Origin of the sequence: Aeromonas sp. 601039 (assembly GCF_049174415.1) — a bacterium.
GTDB classification, from domain to species: domain Bacteria; phylum Pseudomonadota; class Gammaproteobacteria; order Enterobacterales; family Aeromonadaceae; genus Aeromonas; species Aeromonas veronii_A.
Genome location: NZ_JAAKTL010000009.1, coordinates 137420 through 153193, shown reverse-complemented (window position 1 = coordinate 153193; position 15774 = coordinate 137420). Strand labels below are relative to the sequence as shown.

Genomic DNA, 15774 nt, shown 5'->3' with positions numbered 1-15774 from the left:
GACTGGAGCGGGGTCGTGAATGGCAATGTGGCGGGGACCACGGACGAGGGTGGGGCAGACAGCAAGCCCTTCACCGTGACCGTCACTGCAACTAATGATGCTCCCATGCTGACTGTCTCGGATCTGCGCATATCCGAGGAGGGATTACCGGGATCCAATCCAGACAATTCACCCAATCCCGGCGATATTACCGATAGCACCTCGACCCATGCGACGGCAAGTGTGACAGATATCGACAGCAATACCTTTACGTTCACTCTTTCTGCTCCATCTGGCCTGAGCTCTGGAGGGGTACCAGTTGTGTGGAGTGGTATAGGGTCTGCGACACTGGTGGGTTCAGCGGGAGGGATCCCAGTCATACAAGTATCTGTAGATCCGGTTGGTAAATATACCGTCACCTTGCTGGGGCCCATCGATCATGAATTTGGAGACAATAAGGAAGGACTGAAGACATTTACCTTCAACCTGTCAGCCAGTGATGGTGACTTGAGTGATACCAAGCAGGTCAGTGTTGTTATTGAAGACGATATGCCCGTGATCACAGGCATCGAAAGTCTGGAAGTGATGAATGTAGCCGACATCACTACCGGTGGATTGTTTGGCGTCTCTTTTGGTGCTGATGGCCCTCTGGGTACTGGTGGACTGAAACTGACTGGATGGCCTGATTTGGCAGGGATCACCGAAACCTTGTCGACTGATGGCAAGACTCTGGTAGCAACCATTGATGGTAGTGGGCAGCCACCTAAAGTGTTCTATACATTGACACTCAATGACGACAATACTTACAGCTTTGAACTGGTTACTCCCCAGCCAACCCAAACTTTCTCGATCGGGGCACAGTTCGGTGCTGGCGGGCCTGTTGAGACGATCGGAGTTACTGCTGGCGGGATTGGTGTACTGTTCGATGGTCTGCTGTTCAATGGCAGCGTCAATAATCCTCAGGATCTGCCGGGGAGTGATGCAGATAATCTCAACCCGAACAACAATGGTTTCGGGATTAAGAACGGCAACCTGGACAATAACGAAGGGTTCAAGGTATCCACGACTGCAGCCGTTGATGGGCTCTCTTTCAACGTCTACGGGGTTGGCAACACCAATACCAGCACCATACAGTGGGTGGCTTATGCTGCCGATGGCGTGACCGTCGTCGATTCCGGAGAGCTTGTTCTGTCAGGACTCAAAGGGTCGATGCAGTTGGCCAGCATAGAACCCGATGGGGAGTTCAGCCAGCTTTATGTCCGCTTTGTGCTGAATGGCAATGACTCGGTGAGGATCGAGAATTTCGGAGTGATCGACAAGATCACGCCTCCTGATATTGACCTTGATTTCAGTGCTACCTTGACTGATGCCGATGGAGATAAAGCCAGCGCCAACTTTACTGTATCGGTCAAGAGCAATGAGCCTCCCGTCGCGTCCAATATTCTGGTTGTGGGCAGCAACACCTCGGATACCCCCGACACTACCGGGACCCCCGGCACGGATGATGATCACAAGGTGCCCAACTCCAACGGTAGTGTGGATGGTCTGGTTGCAGGCGGTGCTGGTCACGATATTGTGGTGGGGGACATCGGCGGCACCAGTACCAATTTCATCCCGGGTGAGAATTACAATATTGCCCTGGTGGTCGATGTGTCTGGAAGTATGGCTGGAGCACGACTGAATATGCTCAAGGCCTCCCTGACCCATTTGGCCAACCAGTTGAAAGATCATGATGGTGAGATCAATGTCACCTTGATTGGTTTTGCGGCGAATGCCAGCGAGAGTGTGACAATAGTAGGGCTTGATGCCAGTAATGTGAGCAACCTGACCAATGCCATTGATGCACTGGTTGCCAATGGTGGCACCAACTATGAAGCCGCGTTCAATCAGGCCGTGCAGTGGTTCAATGATGGTAGCAAGGCTGCTCCCGGTTACCAGAACCTGACATTCTTTGTCACGGATGGTAACCCGACTTACTACCTCAATGACAGCAATCAGGTCGCCGGACCAGGCAACAGCACCACATTTGAGGTGATCAAGGAGTCGGTGGATGCTTTTGTTTCACTCAGTGCCATCAGCCAGGTCAATGCAATCGGGGTGACCAATGATGTTAACAAGGATTTGTTGAAGTTCTTTGATAACACGACTGAAACGGCAGATCAGTTTTACTCGGCAGGCAGCTTCCTTGACTTGGCCACATTTGGTAGTGGTAGCGGCATAAATGCCGCCTCGGGATGGGTGCTCAGTGGTGATGCTCAGGGATCGCATACTGTTACAAATGGAAGCTTGCGGATCCGGGATGATCGAACCGGTTCTGATTCTGACAGGACAATATTGGCGCTCGCCGTGGCCAATGCCATCCAGGTTTCTGCGGCACAAGCCGGAGCAAGTCTGCAGTTCCAGTATGCCTTGAATGGTGTTAATAGCAGCGACAGCTTCACCTGGAAGTTGGTGAAACTCGAGGGTGGCGTCTGGGATATGCTCAATCCAGTGCAAACGGGCACCATTACTGGCGTTAGTTCATCTGTTTTGACGGCTTACAGCACTATCACAACCGATGGACTGCCTGTCGGGCAATACGGGTTTGTGTTCGAACTGCTCGACAGCTCCAATGACCGGAATGCTGAGGTACGGATAGACAATATCCGGATCGAGCAGGGTTTCAATGCCCCGATCGGCGATGCCCAGATTGTGACCAGTGCCGAGCAGTTGACGGCAGCCCTGACCGAGGGGGATCAGATTACTGTGTTGCTGGGGGCCGGCAATGACGTGGCCGATGGTGGTGTTGGCAATGACATCCTGTTTGGCGATGTACTCAATACCGATACGCTGGCCAGCGAGTTGGGACTGGATCTGCCCCAAGGTTCTGGTTGGCTGGTATTTGAAACGCTGGAGTCCAGTCATGGGTGGACACGTGAACAGACGGTGGATTACATCCGGACCCATATTACTGAGCTGAGTGGGGAGAGTAGCCGCAGTGGTGGTAATGACACCCTATATGGTGGCAGTGGCAACGATATCCTTTTTGGCCAGGAAGGGAACGACACCCTTGTTGGAGGTGTCGGTGATGATTATCTGGATGGTGGTTCTGGTAGCGATATACTCACGGGCGACCTTGGTAAGGACATTCTGATCGGCGGCCTTGGCAGCGATACCATGACCGGTGGTGGGGAGAGTGACACCTTCAAGTGGCTGGCGGGGGATGCGGACGGCAGTATCGATACCATTACTGATTTCACTTTAGGTGATACCAACAATGGTGGAGATGTACTGGATCTCTCGGATCTGCTGGTCGGCGTACCTGCAGTGGGGAACAACGAGGATCTGGCAGCCGTGCTGGACAACTATCTGCAGTTCAACACGACGACCAAGACGTTGACGATAGATCCTGCCGGGGCCGGTGGGAGCCCGGAACTGACCATCCAGTTCCAGAACTCACTCGACCTCGCCTCACTGGGCTCCAATCAGGAGATCATCAAGCACTTGCTGGATGACGGTAACTTGAAGGTTGATCCGTAACCCTCTCTCGGGGCCGGGCTTGCCTGGCCCCTGTTTTTTCTTTAGGTGGATGGATAAGATAGCGGCCGTAGAAGAGAGGGTAATCATGCAGTCATTCAACTGGGTCGACATTGATGGCATCCGTTATAGCTGGGATGGACAGGGCAACATTACCTGCGCAGGTCAGTTTGGCTATCAGGCCTCGATCGCCGGTGATCGGCTGGATGGGATGGAGATAGAGAATGAGGCCGGTGATGTCGCGGGCTCGCTCTATGTTGACTTTGCTGCAGCCTCTATCACCTATGTGCCTGTTTTGGATACCGAGTCTGCCCATAACATGATTCTGGTTGGCCATGAGCAGGGTCAGCAGGAGTATCCACTGGTCAGTTTTCACCCTCCGTTGTTGCAAAATTTGCTTGGGCCGTCTGATACCATCCCTTGGTCTGCGATGGAGGAGGCAATTGGTGGCACCGATCTCGGACAGGCGGTGCAAGGACATGTTCTGTCGTGGGACTCGTTCCATTTCGATGATGAGGTGCAGGTCTGCGGTGCGACATCGTCACAAGATAAGGTAGAGCAGAGCCCAGATGTCTGCAGCGTGGTCACCATCAGTCTCGATCTGACCAATCAGATACTGGATCAGTTCCCCCCCTCGCATGATATATGAATCCCGTAACTGCACAGGCATAATGGCCTCAATCTTTCCGATTGAGGTTTTTTTCTATGTGGCGTCCCCTTCTTACTCTTTCCGCTCTGGTTGTCAGTGCTCCGCTGCTGGCGATTGAAGTGCCGCAAGCGCCCCATCTGGTGGTGAGCGGTTATGCCGAGCAGAAGACCGAACCCGATATGCTCACCCTCAATGTGGCGGTGAGTGCACTGGATAAGCAGGGCCTCAAGGCCAAGCAGCAGGTCGATACCAAGGTCGCAGCCTTTTTCAGCCAACTGGAAGGGTTGGGGATCAAGCGCAGCGATGTTGAGGCTGGCAACCTGATGGTCTCGCCGGAATATCAGTATGGCGAAAACAAGAAGCCGGTATTGTTGGGGTATCGTGCTCAGCGGCAATTGGCGGTGAAGCTCTATCAGCTCGACAAGTTGAGCCCCCTGATGGATACCGCACTCAAAGCCGGGCTGGAGTCCGTATCCCAGATTGAGTACGGGTTGAAATCGCCGCAGGTCATCAAGGAGAAGGCCCGTCTGAATGCCGTTGAGGATGCCAAAACCAAGGCTGAATCTCTGGCCAAGGCGTTCGGGATGAAGCTTGGCAAGGTCTACAGTGTGGAGTACCGCAATGCTTCGCCCATTACCGCCTACAGCCGCAACCTGAAAGTGGTGCAGGCCATGGCGATGGCTGCACCTGCGGCGGATATGGCGGACAACAGCTATCAACAACAGCAGATCACGGTAAGTGATAATATCGAGGCTGTTTTCTTGCTGGAGTGATGCCCGTCGTTTAAGTCCAGTCATGAACAACCCCGCCATTTGCTGCGGGGTTTTTATTGCGCATCGATGCAGATATAAAAAAGCCGACGCTCGTGTTTACTTAATCGAGCGTCGGCTTTTTGTTGCGCTGGGTTTATCAGGCGGTCACAGCATCAGCCTGGGTCGCTTCAGGAGCCGGGTTGCGGATGAGGTAATCAAACGCACCCAGTGCGGCGGTGGCGCCAGCACCCATGGAGATGATGATCTGCTTGAACGGTACCGTGGTGGCATCGCCAGCGGCGTAGACGCCGGGCAGGGAGGTCGCCCCTTTGGTATCGATCTCGATCTCGCCAAAGCGGGTCAGGGCAATCTCGCTACCTTTGAGGAACTCGGTATTCGGTACCAGACCGATCTGGACGAAGATGCCCGCTACCGCCAGGTGCTTGATCTCACCGGTGGCGCGATCTTCGTAATCCATACCGACCACCTTGCTGCCATCACCGATCACTTCGGTGGTGCGCGCGCTCATGATGATGTCGATATTGCCCATGGAGCGAGCCTTCTTCTGCAGCACTTCATCGGCACGCAGGGTGTCGGCGAACTCCACCACAGTCACATGCTCGACGATGCCAGCCAAGTCGATCGCTGCCTCGATGCCGGAGTTACCGCCACCGATCACAGCTACTCGCTTGCCCTTGAAGAAGGGACCATCGCAGTGCGGGCAGTAGGCCACGCCCTTGGTGCGGTACTCAAGCTCGCCCGGTACGTTCAGATCACGCCAGCGGGCGCCGGTAGCCAGGATCACGGCGCGGCTCTTCAAGGTGGCGCCAGAGGCGAGATCCACGTTCACATATCCATCTTTGCTGATGGCGGCGGCGCGCTGTTCGGTTATCACTTCCACGCCGTACTCTTTGACGTGCTGCTCCAGGCTGGCGGCCAGTTTGGGGCCTTCGGTATAGGGCACGGAGATAAAGTTCTCGATGCCTACGGTGTCCATCACCTGACCACCGAAACGCTCGGCAACGATGGCAGTGCGAATGCCTTTACGAGCGGCATAGATGGCCGCTGCGGCGCCAGCCGGGCCACCACCGACCACCAGTACGTCGTAGGGATCTTTCTCATTCAGCTCGGCGGCCTTGCGCTCGGCGGCACCGGTGTCGAGTTTGGCGACGATCTCTTCGAGTGAAATACGGCCCTGGCTGAACGGTTGGCCGTTCAGGTAGACATTCGGTACCGCCATGATTTGACGCTCGGCGACTTCTTCCTGGAACAGGGCGCCGTCGATCATGGTGTGAGTGATGCCGGGGTTCAGGGTCGCCATCAGGTTGAGGGCCTGTACTACGTCCGGGCAGTTGTGGCAGGAGAGGGAGATATAGGTCTCGAAGTGGAACTCGCCCTTGAGATTGCGGATCTGCTCCTGCACGGCTGCATCTGCCTTGGAGGGGTGGCCGCCGCTTTGCAGCAGGGCGAGCACCAGAGAGGTAAATTCATGACCCATGGGGATGCCGGCAAAGTGAACGCGCGGGGCTTGGCCCTGCGGCGCGACACTCATGGAAGGCTTGCGAGCGGCAGTGCCAGAGGTCTGGGTGATCTTGGAGGACATCTCGGCGATCTCGCTGGCCAGTGCCAGCAGCTCTGCAGATTTGTCGCTGTCGTTGCCGGACACGCTGATCTCGATGGGATTGACGATGTACTGCAGATAGGTGTTCAGCTGTTGTTTGAGGTTGGTATCCAACATCTTCGAATTCCTTCTTGTGATTGCGGGTCGGCGTGAGATGTAAGCCGGAAAGCAGACCGGCGCCTTTGCTTGGGGCCGGAAACAAAACCGGCCCTTATGCGGGCCGGTCTTGGAAGCGGGAGGCTTAGATCTTGCCTACCAGGTCCAGGGACGGGGCCAGAGTGGCTTCGCCTTCTTTCCATTTAGCCGGGCACACTTCACCCGGGTGGGAGGCAACGTACTGGGCCGCTTTAACTTTGCGCAGCAGTTCCAGTGCGTCACGGCCGATGCCGCCAGCGTTGATCTCGACGATCTGGATGATGCCCTGCGGGTCAATTACGAAGGTACCGCGGTCAGCCAGACCAGCTTCTTCGATCATCACGCCGAAGTTGCGGGTGATGGTGCCAGTCGGGTCACCAATCATCGGGTACTGGATCTTCTGAATGGTGTCAGAGGTGTCGTGCCATGCTTTGTGAGTGAAGTGGGTATCGGTAGAGACAGAGTAGATCTCAACGCCCAGCTTCTGGAATTCAGCGTAGTTGTCAGCCAGGTCGCCCAGCTCGGTCGGGCAAACGAAGGTGAAGTCAGCCGGGTAGAAGAAGACCACGGACCACTTGCCTTTCAGGTCAGCGTCAGACACCTGAACGAATTTGCCATTGTGGTAGGCGGTAGCATTGAACGGCTTGATTTCAGTGTTGATGTAGGTAGACATGTAATTGCTCCTTGGTGATGTACATATGCCGGTCTGGTGTTGAAGAGTCTTGCCAGACGAGGCGCTTAACTTTCGATGGATTCATCATAGGGGCTTCCGTTAATCGATAAAAGCCGCAATTTTGAATCGCTTAAATCTACTTATTAGATAGCTCACTATGGCTGTACCTAACATGAATATCTCTGGCCTACTGAGATAACTCCTTGTCGTGGTTCAATATCTGTGCGCTACATCGCCTTTTCAAGGCATAAGAAGGGGTGTGCAGATCCACGATAACGCGATGAGATAAACGGTGGTGAAAACAGGTGGCGCAGGAGGTTGAGACCGCTGCTCGCAGCGATGGGGTATGTGCTGACAAGGGGGAGAGCAGAAAACGCGGATAAAAAAATCCCGGCGCTATCGCAACGACAGGGCCGGGTCATCAAACAAGGAATGGCTATATAAACAAATGCTTTACAGCAAAGACTAACTACGGGGTGTGCAAACTTGCAGACATATGAGAGGAAAATAATGGGTGCACAATCCCTCGTCTCCCCCTCGGCAACTATTGCATGAGAGGGATGATAGTGTGACGCAGATCACAAGGCAAGCATTTGGTGTAATTTTTCATTCAAAATGAAAGTGTTTCATCATTTCAGCTTATTTTGACGGCTGAAAACGCTTTTTTGTAATTTAATTACAGATGGATCTGTCAAAAATCGGTAGGTGGTTCCTGCTCTTCCATCAATTCCAGCAGGTTGATGGCCACGGCAATAAAGTCCGACTCGGTGACAATGCCGATCAGCTTGCGTCCTTTGAGTACCGGCAGGCAGCCATATCTGTGCCGCTGCAGGTAAAGTGCCGCCTCCTTGATGCCGGCGTGAGGATCTACGCTCGCCACTTGCCGTGTCATGATCTCGTCGAGTTGCACGCTGTCGGTAAATTCGGCTTCCCGCTCCGGGCTGATGAGCAGCAGCTTGGATTCCCGGGTGGCCAGGATATCGGTGAGGGTTACCAACCCCAGCAGGTGATGCTGCTCGTCGACGATGGGAATGTGGCGGATCCGCTCCTGCTGCATCAGGTCCATCGCCTGTTTGACACTGTTTGACGGACCCAGAGTGAAGGGATGTTCGGTCATGATTTCGGATAGGGTCATCATGGTGGGCCTCCTTGTGTATCTGCTTTCACCCTAGCCCAGCCCCAACTGGCAAAACATGATCAGGGTCAATACAGAACATTAAAGAATCATTAACCGGAGTTGTGTCTCAATATTGCTCGCTACCCCTTGTCTCTCTTGGGTTTTTGGTCTTTTGGGTTGCCTTGGAAGATGGGGATAACTAGACTAGCCGCCGATTCCCCCCGAGGTGAAAGATGCAAGTATCCGATTTTCATTTTGATCTGCCAGACGAGCTGATTGCCCGCTATCCGATGGCAGAGCGTACCGCCAGCCGCCTGTTGCAGCTCGATGGTCAAACTGGCGCCCTGCGCCACGGTCAATTTGTGGATGTGCTGGATCAGCTCAATCCGGGTGACCTGCTGGTATTCAATAACACCCGTGTCATTCCGGCGCGCATGTTTGGCCAGAAGGCCAGCGGCGGCAAGCTGGAGGTACTGGTCGAGCGCATTCTGGACGAGCACAGCGTGCTGGCTCATGTGCGGGCCTCCAAGGCGCCCAAGCCCGGCACCCGGATGATCATGGATGGTGGCGTTGAAGCCGAGATGCGCGCCCGCCACGATGCCCTGTTCGAGATCCACTTCCTAGACCCGCGTCCGGTACTGGAGATTTTGGAGGCCATCGGCCACATGCCGCTGCCCCCCTATATCGACCGTCCTGACGAGGATGCCGACAAGGAGCGCTACCAGACCGTTTACAATCAAAAGCCGGGCGCCGTCGCGGCCCCGACCGCCGGTCTGCACTTTGATGAGCCGCTGCTTGAGAAAATTCGGGCCAAAGGGGTTGAAACGGCCTTTGTCACCCTGCATGTAGGGGCGGGGACCTTCCAGCCGGTGCGGGTAGAGAAGATTGAAGATCACCACATGCACTCCGAGTATGCGGAAGTGCCGCAAGAGGTGGTAGATGCCATCGCGGCCACCCGTGCCCGTGGTGGCCGGGTGATTGCGGTGGGGACCACGTCGGTCCGTTCGCTGGAGAGCGCGGCCAAGGTCACCCTGGCCCAGGGCAAACCGCTGGCGCCCTTCTTTAGTGACACCGATATCTTCATTTTCCCTGGCTATCAGTTCCAGATTGTCGATGCTATGGTCACCAACTTCCATCTGCCGGAGTCGACCCTGATCATGCTGGTCAGCGCCTTTGCCGGTTATGACAACGTGATGGCGGCCTATCAGGCAGCCGTGGCCGGGCAGTACCGTTTCTTCAGCTACGGGGACGCCATGTTCGTCACCCGTCGCCAGGTTGAAGCATAAGCTTCAGCTTATTTACCGGGCCGTGAGCGGCCCTCCTATTGTCAGACTGTTTATCTGACGCAGCCGAGGTAGCAATGAAATTTGAACTGAAAACCACCGACGGCCGTGCCCGTCGCGGTCAACTGGTCTTCGAACGTGGTGTGGTACAAACGCCGGCCTTTATGCCGGTCGGGACTTACGGCACCGTCAAGGGGATGACCCCGGAAGAAGTGCGTGAAACCGGCGCCCAGATACTGCTGGGTAACACCTTCCACCTCTGGCTGCGCCCGGGTCAGGAAGTGATGCGTGCCCACGGCGATCTGCACGATTTCATGAACTGGCAGGGCCCGATCCTGACCGACTCCGGTGGTTTCCAGGTGTTCAGCCTAGGCCATATTCGCAAGATCACCGAAGCGGGCGTCCACTTCCGTCACCCCATCAATGGCGAGAAGATCTTCCTTGACCCCGAGAAGTCCATGGAGATCCAGTACGATCTGGGCTCCGACATCGTTATGATCTTCGACGAGTGCACCCCGTACCCGGCCACTTATGAAGAAGCGCGCAAGTCCATGGAGATGTCCCTGCGCTGGGGCAAGCGTTCCCGCGACAAGTTTGATGCGCTGGGTAACAAGAACGCCCTGTTCGGCATCATTCAGGGTTCGGTCTACGAAGATCTGCGTGATGTCTCCCTCAAGGGGCTGCTGGAGATCGGTTTCGACGGTTATGCGGTCGGTGGTCTAGCCGTGGGTGAACCCAAAGAGGACATGCACCGCATCCTAGAGCACGTCTGCCCGAAAATTCCGGCTGACAAGCCGCGCTACCTGATGGGTGTCGGCAAGCCGGAAGATCTGGTGGAAGGGGTGCGCCGCGGTATCGACATGTTCGACTGCGTCATGCCGACCCGCAACGCCCGCAACGGCCACCTGTTCACCACCGATGGTGTGGTGAAGATCCGCAACGCCCAACATCGCAACGACACCAGTACCCTGGATGCCGAGTGTGATTGCTACACCTGCAAGAACTACAGCCGAAGCTACCTGCACCATCTGGACAAGTGCAACGAGATCCTCGGTGCCCGTCTGAATACTATTCATAACCTGCGTTACTACCAGCGTGTGATGCAGGGTTTGCGGGACGCGATCGAGCAGGGTAAATTAGACGACTTTGTAACAGAGTTTTACCGTCGGCAAGGGAAGCCTGTGCCTCCGTTAGCTGAAAATGACGTTAAATAACAACAACATATAATTTTGTTTTTTTAAATCTACATCAATAAGAGGTTGTTAAATGAGCATTATCTCCAAGGCGTATGCAGAAGGCGCAGCACCGGGTGCACAGGGTGGTGGTATGGAAATGATCATCATGCTGGCCGTATTCGGCCTGATCTTCTACTTCATGATCTATCGTCCCCAGGCCAAACGTGCCAAGGATCACCGCAATCTGATGAGCTCCTTGTCCAAGGGTGATGAAGTGCTCACTTCCGGTGGCTTGGTTGGCAAAATTGCCAAAGTAGCTGCAGACAGCGATTACCTGGTGATCGCCCTGAACGACCAGACTCAAGTCACCATCAAAAAGGACTTCGTCTCTGCCGTTCTGCCCAAGGGTTCTATCCAGTCCCTTTAATCTCCCAAGGAGCACAGCGTGTTGAATCGCTATCCGCTGTGGAAATACCTGATGGTGATCCTGGTGATCGCCATCGGTTTTCTATATGCAGCCCCCAATCTTTACGGCGAAGATCCGGCTTTGCAGGTTTCTGCCAGCCGTGGTGCCGAAGTCAAGCTAGATACTCTTGATCTGGTGAAAGAGACCCTTGAAGCGGCCAAGATCCCGGTCAAACATGCTGCATTCGAGCACGGTTTTATCCTGATCCGTTTCAAGAACACCGAAGACCAGCTGAAGGCGCGCGATATCGTTGCCAACAAGCTGGGCGACAACTTCATTACCGCACTCAACCTGGCACCTTCCACTCCCGCCTGGCTCGAAGCCATCGGTGCGGCGCCTCTGAAGCTGGGTCTTGATCTGCGCGGTGGTGTGCACTTCCTGATGGAAGTGGACATGGCCGAAGCACTGACCAAGCAGCAAGAGCAGATGGTGCAGGATTTCCGCTCCGAGCTGCGCACCCAGAAGATCCGTTACTCCGGCGTACGCCGGGTCGGAGATCAGGTGCAGGTGATCTTCCGTGACGAAGCCGATCAGGAACGCGCCGTTTCTCATCTGCGTCGTCAGAACCCTGATTTGACTTTCACTACCGAGCAGAAAGGGGATGAGTTCATCCTGCTGGCTGGTCTGAGCGAAGCCAAGATCAAGGAAGTGAAGAAGTACGCCCTCGAGCAGAACATCACCATCATCCGTAACCGGGTCAACGAACTGGGCGTGGCCGAGCCGCTGGTACAACAGCAAGGCGCCGAGCGCATTGTCGTTGAGCTGCCCGGTATCCAGGATACCGCCCGCGCCAAGGAGATCCTGGGTGCAACCGCGACCCTGGAATTCCACATGGTCGATGAGACTGCCGACATCCAGGCTGCGGCCGATGGCCGTGTCCCGCCCAGCTCCAAGGTCTACAACGATCGCAACGGTCGTCCCGTGGTGCTGCAAAAGCGGGTGATCCTGACCGGTGACCACATCGTGGGTGCCCAGTCCGGTTTCGACGAGTACAGCCGTCCCCAGGTCAACATCAAGCTGGATGGCCAGGGTGGCAACAAGATGGCCAACTTTACCAAGGACAACGTCGGTAAAGGGATGGCGACCGTCTTCATCGAGTACAAGCCGGTCGGTCAACCGGGTCCGGATGGCAAGCGCAAGTTCCGCAAGCAGGAGGAGGTGATCAACGTCGCCACCATCCAGTCGCGTCTTGGCAGCCAGTTCCGTATCACAGGTATCGACAATGCCAACGAAGCCCACAACCTGGCGCTGCTGCTGCGTGCCGGTGCCCTGATCGCCCCGATCCAGATCGTGGAAGAGCGCACCATTGGCCCGAGCCTGGGTCAACAGAACATCGACAGCGGTATGGAAGCCATCGGCTGGGCCATGCTGGTGATCGTGCTGTTCATGGGGATCTACTACCGCGCGTTCGGCTGGGTTGCCAACCTGGCGCTCTGTATGAACCTGGTGTTGATTGTCGGCATCATGTCGATGATCCCGGGGGCCACCATGACATTGCCGGGTATCGCCGGTATCGTCTTGACGCTGGGTATGGCGGTGGATGCCAACGTACTGATCTACGAGCGTATTCGTGAAGAGATCCGCAACGGTCGCGGTGTTCAGCAAGCCATCCATCTGGGCTTTGATCGAGCATTCTCCACCATCGCAGACTCCAACGTGACCTCGCTGATCACCTGCGTGATCCTGTTCGGTATCGGCACCGGCGCCATCAAGGGCTTTGCCCTGACGCTGGGCATTGGTCTGACCGCCTCCATGTTTACTGCCATCACAGTTTCCCGTGCCATTATCAACCTGGCTTGGGGTGGACGGCGTATCGACAAGCTGCCCATCTGAGGATAGAGAAATGTTTCAGATTCTACATTTTGAAAAACCGATCCCGTTTATGCGCTATGCCAAGCCGGGTGTGGTTTTCTCTTCCGTGCTGATGGTGGTAGCCCTGTTCTTCCTGTTTGATCGGGGGCTGAACTGGGGTCTGGACTTTACCGGTGGTACCACCATCGAGGTGGGGTTCCAGCAGTCGGTGAGCCTGGACAAGATCCACGACGCTCTGGAAGAGCAGAAGATTGAAGGGGCAACCCTGCAACACTTTGGCTCCAGCCGTGACGTGCTGTTCCGTCTGACCCCGAAAGAGGGGGTCAAGGTAGAACAACAGGGTAACGAAGTGCTGGCGGCTGCCAAGCAGCTCGACGAGGGCGCAGTGCTCAAACGCGTCGAGTTCGTCGGCCCTTCCGTGGGTGATGAACTGGCGACAGACGGTGCGCTGGCCATGCTGGCCTCCATCCTCTGTATCCTGGCCTACGTGGCAGTGCGTTTCGAATGGCGTCTGGCGCTGGGGGGCATTCTCTCCCTGGTGCACGACGTGGTGATCACGCTGGGTGTCTTTGCCTACTTCCAGTACGAGTTCGACCTGACCGTACTGGCGGCGCTGATGACCCTGGTGGGTTACTCCCTGAACGATACTATCGTGGTGTTCGACCGCTTGCGGGAGAACTTCCGCAAGGTGCGTAAAGGGGATACCGAATACATCCTGGATCTCTCCATGACCGAGACCCTGAGTCGTACCATTATCACCTCCGGCCTTACCTTTATCGTGGTGCTGGCGCTGCTGCTCAAGGGCGGTGCGCTGATCCACGGTTTTGCCGTGGCCATGGTGATCGGTGTGGCGTTCGGTACCTACTCCTCCATCTATGTGGCGAGTGCGTTTGCCATGTTCCTCGGCGTCAAGCGCGAGCACATGCTGCCCACCCAGGTAGAGAAAGAGGGTGCGGACCAACAGGAAATCCTGCCGTAACAGTGAAGAGCGCCTCATGGCGCTCTTTTCTTATCTCTGCGTGTCGTTTGCTGACGCAGATGATTTCAACAAAAGGAGCTTGCCATGCAACACAATCCCCGTTTTTTGGCGCTGGTTGACGGGATCCGCTCCCGCATCACCGAAACCGATGTTCACCAGATCAAGCGCTGGCAGGACGAAGGGCGCACGTTTCACCTGATCGACGTGCGGGAAGAGAGCGAGTGGGCCAAAGGCCATCTGCCCGGAGCCCAATATCTGGGTCGTGGAGTGATTGAGCGGGATATCGAGACCCTGTTCCCGGATCCCGAGACCACGCTCTATCTCTATTGTGGTGGCGGTTTTCGCTCCGTACTGGCGGCCGACAATTTGCAACAGATGGGTTATCGCAACGTAATCAGTGTTGACGGCGGTTTTCGCGGCTGGCTGGAGGCCGGATACCCTGTCGAATCCTGATTTATTTGATGGAGAGGGGCTCAGCTACATGACAAAGTGGCGGCTGACCTTTACCATATGCGGGGTCAAGCGTAAGCGTCGGAGTGTTCATTGAACGTCAGGAAAGGGATTGGATACCTCCTTGGTATCCTGTTGCTGCTACCCATGTGGGGTTGCAGCAGTAGCAGTCATGTCAACACCCCTAAGGTTCCCAAGGCGCAGCCTGCTTCACTGGTATTGGCGACCCCCCTGCAGGTCTCCTACCAAAGCGAGTTGGCGCTCGCCCGACTCGGGCAGATGCTGAGTGAAATGGAGTTGACCACGGAGCAACGGGCCGAGTTGTTCTATGAACGTGCCGTGGTGTTTGATCGCGTCGGCTTGCGTTCCCTTGCCCGTCTCGATTTCAACAGGGCCCTGCGGGAGAAACCGGATTTCGCTGAAGCCTACAACTTCATCGGTGTCTATCTGGTACAGCAGCAGAACTACGACGAAGCCTATGAGGCATTCGACTCAGCCCTCGAGCTGGCACCCGATTATGACTATGCCTACCTTAACCGCGGTATTGCCCTCTATTACGGTAATCGTCCCGAGCTGGCAGCGGCCGATATGAAGCGTTTCTACGAAGCGCAGCCGGAAGACCCTTATCGGGTGATCTGGCTCTATCTGGCCGAGCAGAAGCTCAATCCCGCTGCGGCCATGAGCCGGATGCGCGAGCGCCTCAACAAGTACGATGACGACGCCTGGAACTGGGATCTGGTTCGCCTCTATACCGGCGAGATCAACGCGTCCCAGCTGATGGGCAACGTGGTGAAAGGGGTGAAGGATAACCGGGAGCTGGCCGAGCGCCTGTGTGAAACCTATTTCTATCTGGGCAAGTTCGAGTTGGGCAAAGGCAACCGCAAGGAAGCCATCAGCTACTTCAAGCTGGCGCTCTCCAACAACGTCTATGACTTCATCGAGCACCGCTATGCTCTGCTCGAACTGGAGTTGATGGCGCGCAAACCCTTGCCGCCGGGTGCCCAGAGCAAAGGCGAACAGCCCTCCTGAATGGAGATGGCGATTACCCGGTGATAAAAAACCTCGATATGAGGCTAATGCCAGTCAGTAAAGCCTGACTGGCATTGTTTTTATCTGCTTTTTCACACCCACTCCCGTGGCTTGGCTCCATGTCACAGTGAGCTTCGT

The 15774-nt window shown here is 55.6% G+C and carries 13 protein-coding genes; 10 read left to right on the top strand and 3 right to left on the bottom strand.

From position 1 onward, the window contains the following. Positions 1 to 15 precede the first annotated feature (15 nt). From G5195_RS10060 to G5195_RS10050, 3 genes are all read left to right on the top strand, one after another. Positions 16 to 3498, top strand: coding sequence for a VWA domain-containing protein (locus tag G5195_RS10060; protein ID WP_421206637.1), 3483 nt, complete (start codon positions 16 to 18; stop codon positions 3496 to 3498). Positions 3499 to 3583: 85 nt separating this feature from the next. Continuing rightward, positions 3584 to 4144, top strand: coding sequence for a hypothetical protein (locus tag G5195_RS10055; RefSeq protein WP_042056172.1), 561 nt, complete (start codon positions 3584 to 3586; stop codon positions 4142 to 4144). A 56-nt stretch (positions 4145 to 4200) separates the two neighbouring features. Beyond that, on the top strand, positions 4201 to 4917 hold the full coding sequence (locus G5195_RS10050) for an SIMPL domain-containing protein (RefSeq protein WP_421221652.1): 717 nt from the start codon (positions 4201 to 4203) through the stop codon (positions 4915 to 4917). Positions 4918 to 5053: 136 nt separating this feature from the next. Here the strand turns inward: G5195_RS10050 and ahpF are convergent, their stop codons facing one another. The 3 genes from ahpF to G5195_RS10035 all read right to left on the bottom strand — a co-directional run bounded on the left by ahpF (position 5054) and on the right by G5195_RS10035 (position 8463). After that, positions 5054 to 6634, bottom strand: a complete 1581-nt coding sequence (gene ahpF, locus G5195_RS10045) for an alkyl hydroperoxide reductase subunit F (RefSeq protein WP_421221650.1) — start codon at positions 6632 to 6634, stop codon at positions 5054 to 5056. A gap of 124 nt (positions 6635 to 6758) precedes the next feature. After that, on the bottom strand, positions 6759 to 7325 hold the full coding sequence (gene ahpC, locus G5195_RS10040) for an alkyl hydroperoxide reductase subunit C (protein WP_005337335.1): 567 nt from the start codon (positions 7323 to 7325) through the stop codon (positions 6759 to 6761). A gap of 691 nt (positions 7326 to 8016) precedes the next feature. Continuing rightward, entirely contained in the window at positions 8017 to 8463 is a 447-nt protein-coding gene (locus tag G5195_RS10035; protein WP_013723842.1) for a CBS domain-containing protein, read from the bottom strand. A gap of 212 nt (positions 8464 to 8675) precedes the next feature. Between G5195_RS10035 and queA the strand changes: the two genes are divergently transcribed. From queA to nlpI, 7 genes are all read left to right on the top strand, one after another. Then, entirely contained in the window at positions 8676 to 9728 is a 1053-nt protein-coding gene (gene queA, locus G5195_RS10030; protein ID WP_005344678.1) for a tRNA preQ1(34) S-adenosylmethionine ribosyltransferase-isomerase QueA, read from the top strand. A gap of 74 nt (positions 9729 to 9802) precedes the next feature. After that, entirely contained in the window at positions 9803 to 10939 is a 1137-nt protein-coding gene (gene tgt, locus G5195_RS10025; protein ID WP_005337329.1) for a tRNA guanosine(34) transglycosylase Tgt, read from the top strand. Positions 10940 to 10991: 52 nt separating this feature from the next. Further along, on the top strand, positions 10992 to 11327 hold the full coding sequence (gene yajC / locus G5195_RS10020; RefSeq protein WP_005337327.1) for a preprotein translocase subunit YajC: 336 nt from the start codon (positions 10992 to 10994) through the stop codon (positions 11325 to 11327). An 18-nt stretch (positions 11328 to 11345) separates the two neighbouring features. Beyond that, on the top strand, positions 11346 to 13199 hold the full coding sequence (secD, locus tag G5195_RS10015; protein ID WP_005337324.1) for a protein translocase subunit SecD: 1854 nt from the start codon (positions 11346 to 11348) through the stop codon (positions 13197 to 13199). Between the two features lie 10 nt (positions 13200 to 13209). After that, positions 13210 to 14157, top strand: coding sequence for a protein translocase subunit SecF (gene secF / locus G5195_RS10010; protein WP_005337322.1), 948 nt, complete (start codon positions 13210 to 13212; stop codon positions 14155 to 14157). 84 nt (positions 14158 to 14241) lie between these two features. Beyond that, positions 14242 to 14610, top strand: a complete 369-nt coding sequence (locus tag G5195_RS10005; protein WP_005344690.1) for a rhodanese-like domain-containing protein — start codon at positions 14242 to 14244, stop codon at positions 14608 to 14610. A 90-nt stretch (positions 14611 to 14700) separates the two neighbouring features. After that, positions 14701 to 15636 carry a lipoprotein NlpI gene (nlpI, locus tag G5195_RS10000; RefSeq protein WP_005344691.1) on the top strand — a complete coding sequence of 312 codons (936 nt, stop codon included), beginning with the start codon at positions 14701 to 14703 and terminating at the stop codon, positions 15634 to 15636. Positions 15637 to 15774: the final 138 nt, after the last annotated feature.

What these genes read in the sequence shown, in the direction of transcription:
- G5195_RS10055 (WP_042056172.1), top strand. Translation starts at nt 3,584, where the DNA reads ATGCAGTCATTCAACTGGGTCGACATTGATGGCATCCGTTATAGCTGG.
- G5195_RS10050 (WP_421221652.1), top strand. Translation starts at nt 4,201, where the DNA reads ATGTGGCGTCCCCTTCTTACTCTTTCCGCTCTGGTTGTCAGTGCTCCG.
- ahpF (WP_421221650.1), bottom strand. Translation starts at nt 6,634, where the DNA reads ATGTTGGATACCAACCTCAAACAACAGCTGAACACCTATCTGCAGTAC.
- ahpC (WP_005337335.1), bottom strand. Translation starts at nt 7,325, where the DNA reads ATGTCTACCTACATCAACACTGAAATCAAGCCGTTCAATGCTACCGCC.
- G5195_RS10035 (WP_013723842.1), bottom strand. Translation starts at nt 8,463, where the DNA reads ATGATGACCCTATCCGAAATCATGACCGAACATCCCTTCACTCTGGGT.
- queA (WP_005344678.1), top strand. Translation starts at nt 8,676, where the DNA reads ATGCAAGTATCCGATTTTCATTTTGATCTGCCAGACGAGCTGATTGCC.
- tgt (WP_005337329.1), top strand. Translation starts at nt 9,803, where the DNA reads ATGAAATTTGAACTGAAAACCACCGACGGCCGTGCCCGTCGCGGTCAA.
- yajC (WP_005337327.1), top strand. Translation starts at nt 10,992, where the DNA reads ATGAGCATTATCTCCAAGGCGTATGCAGAAGGCGCAGCACCGGGTGCA.
- secF (WP_005337322.1), top strand. Translation starts at nt 13,210, where the DNA reads ATGTTTCAGATTCTACATTTTGAAAAACCGATCCCGTTTATGCGCTAT.
- G5195_RS10005 (WP_005344690.1), top strand. Translation starts at nt 14,242, where the DNA reads ATGCAACACAATCCCCGTTTTTTGGCGCTGGTTGACGGGATCCGCTCC.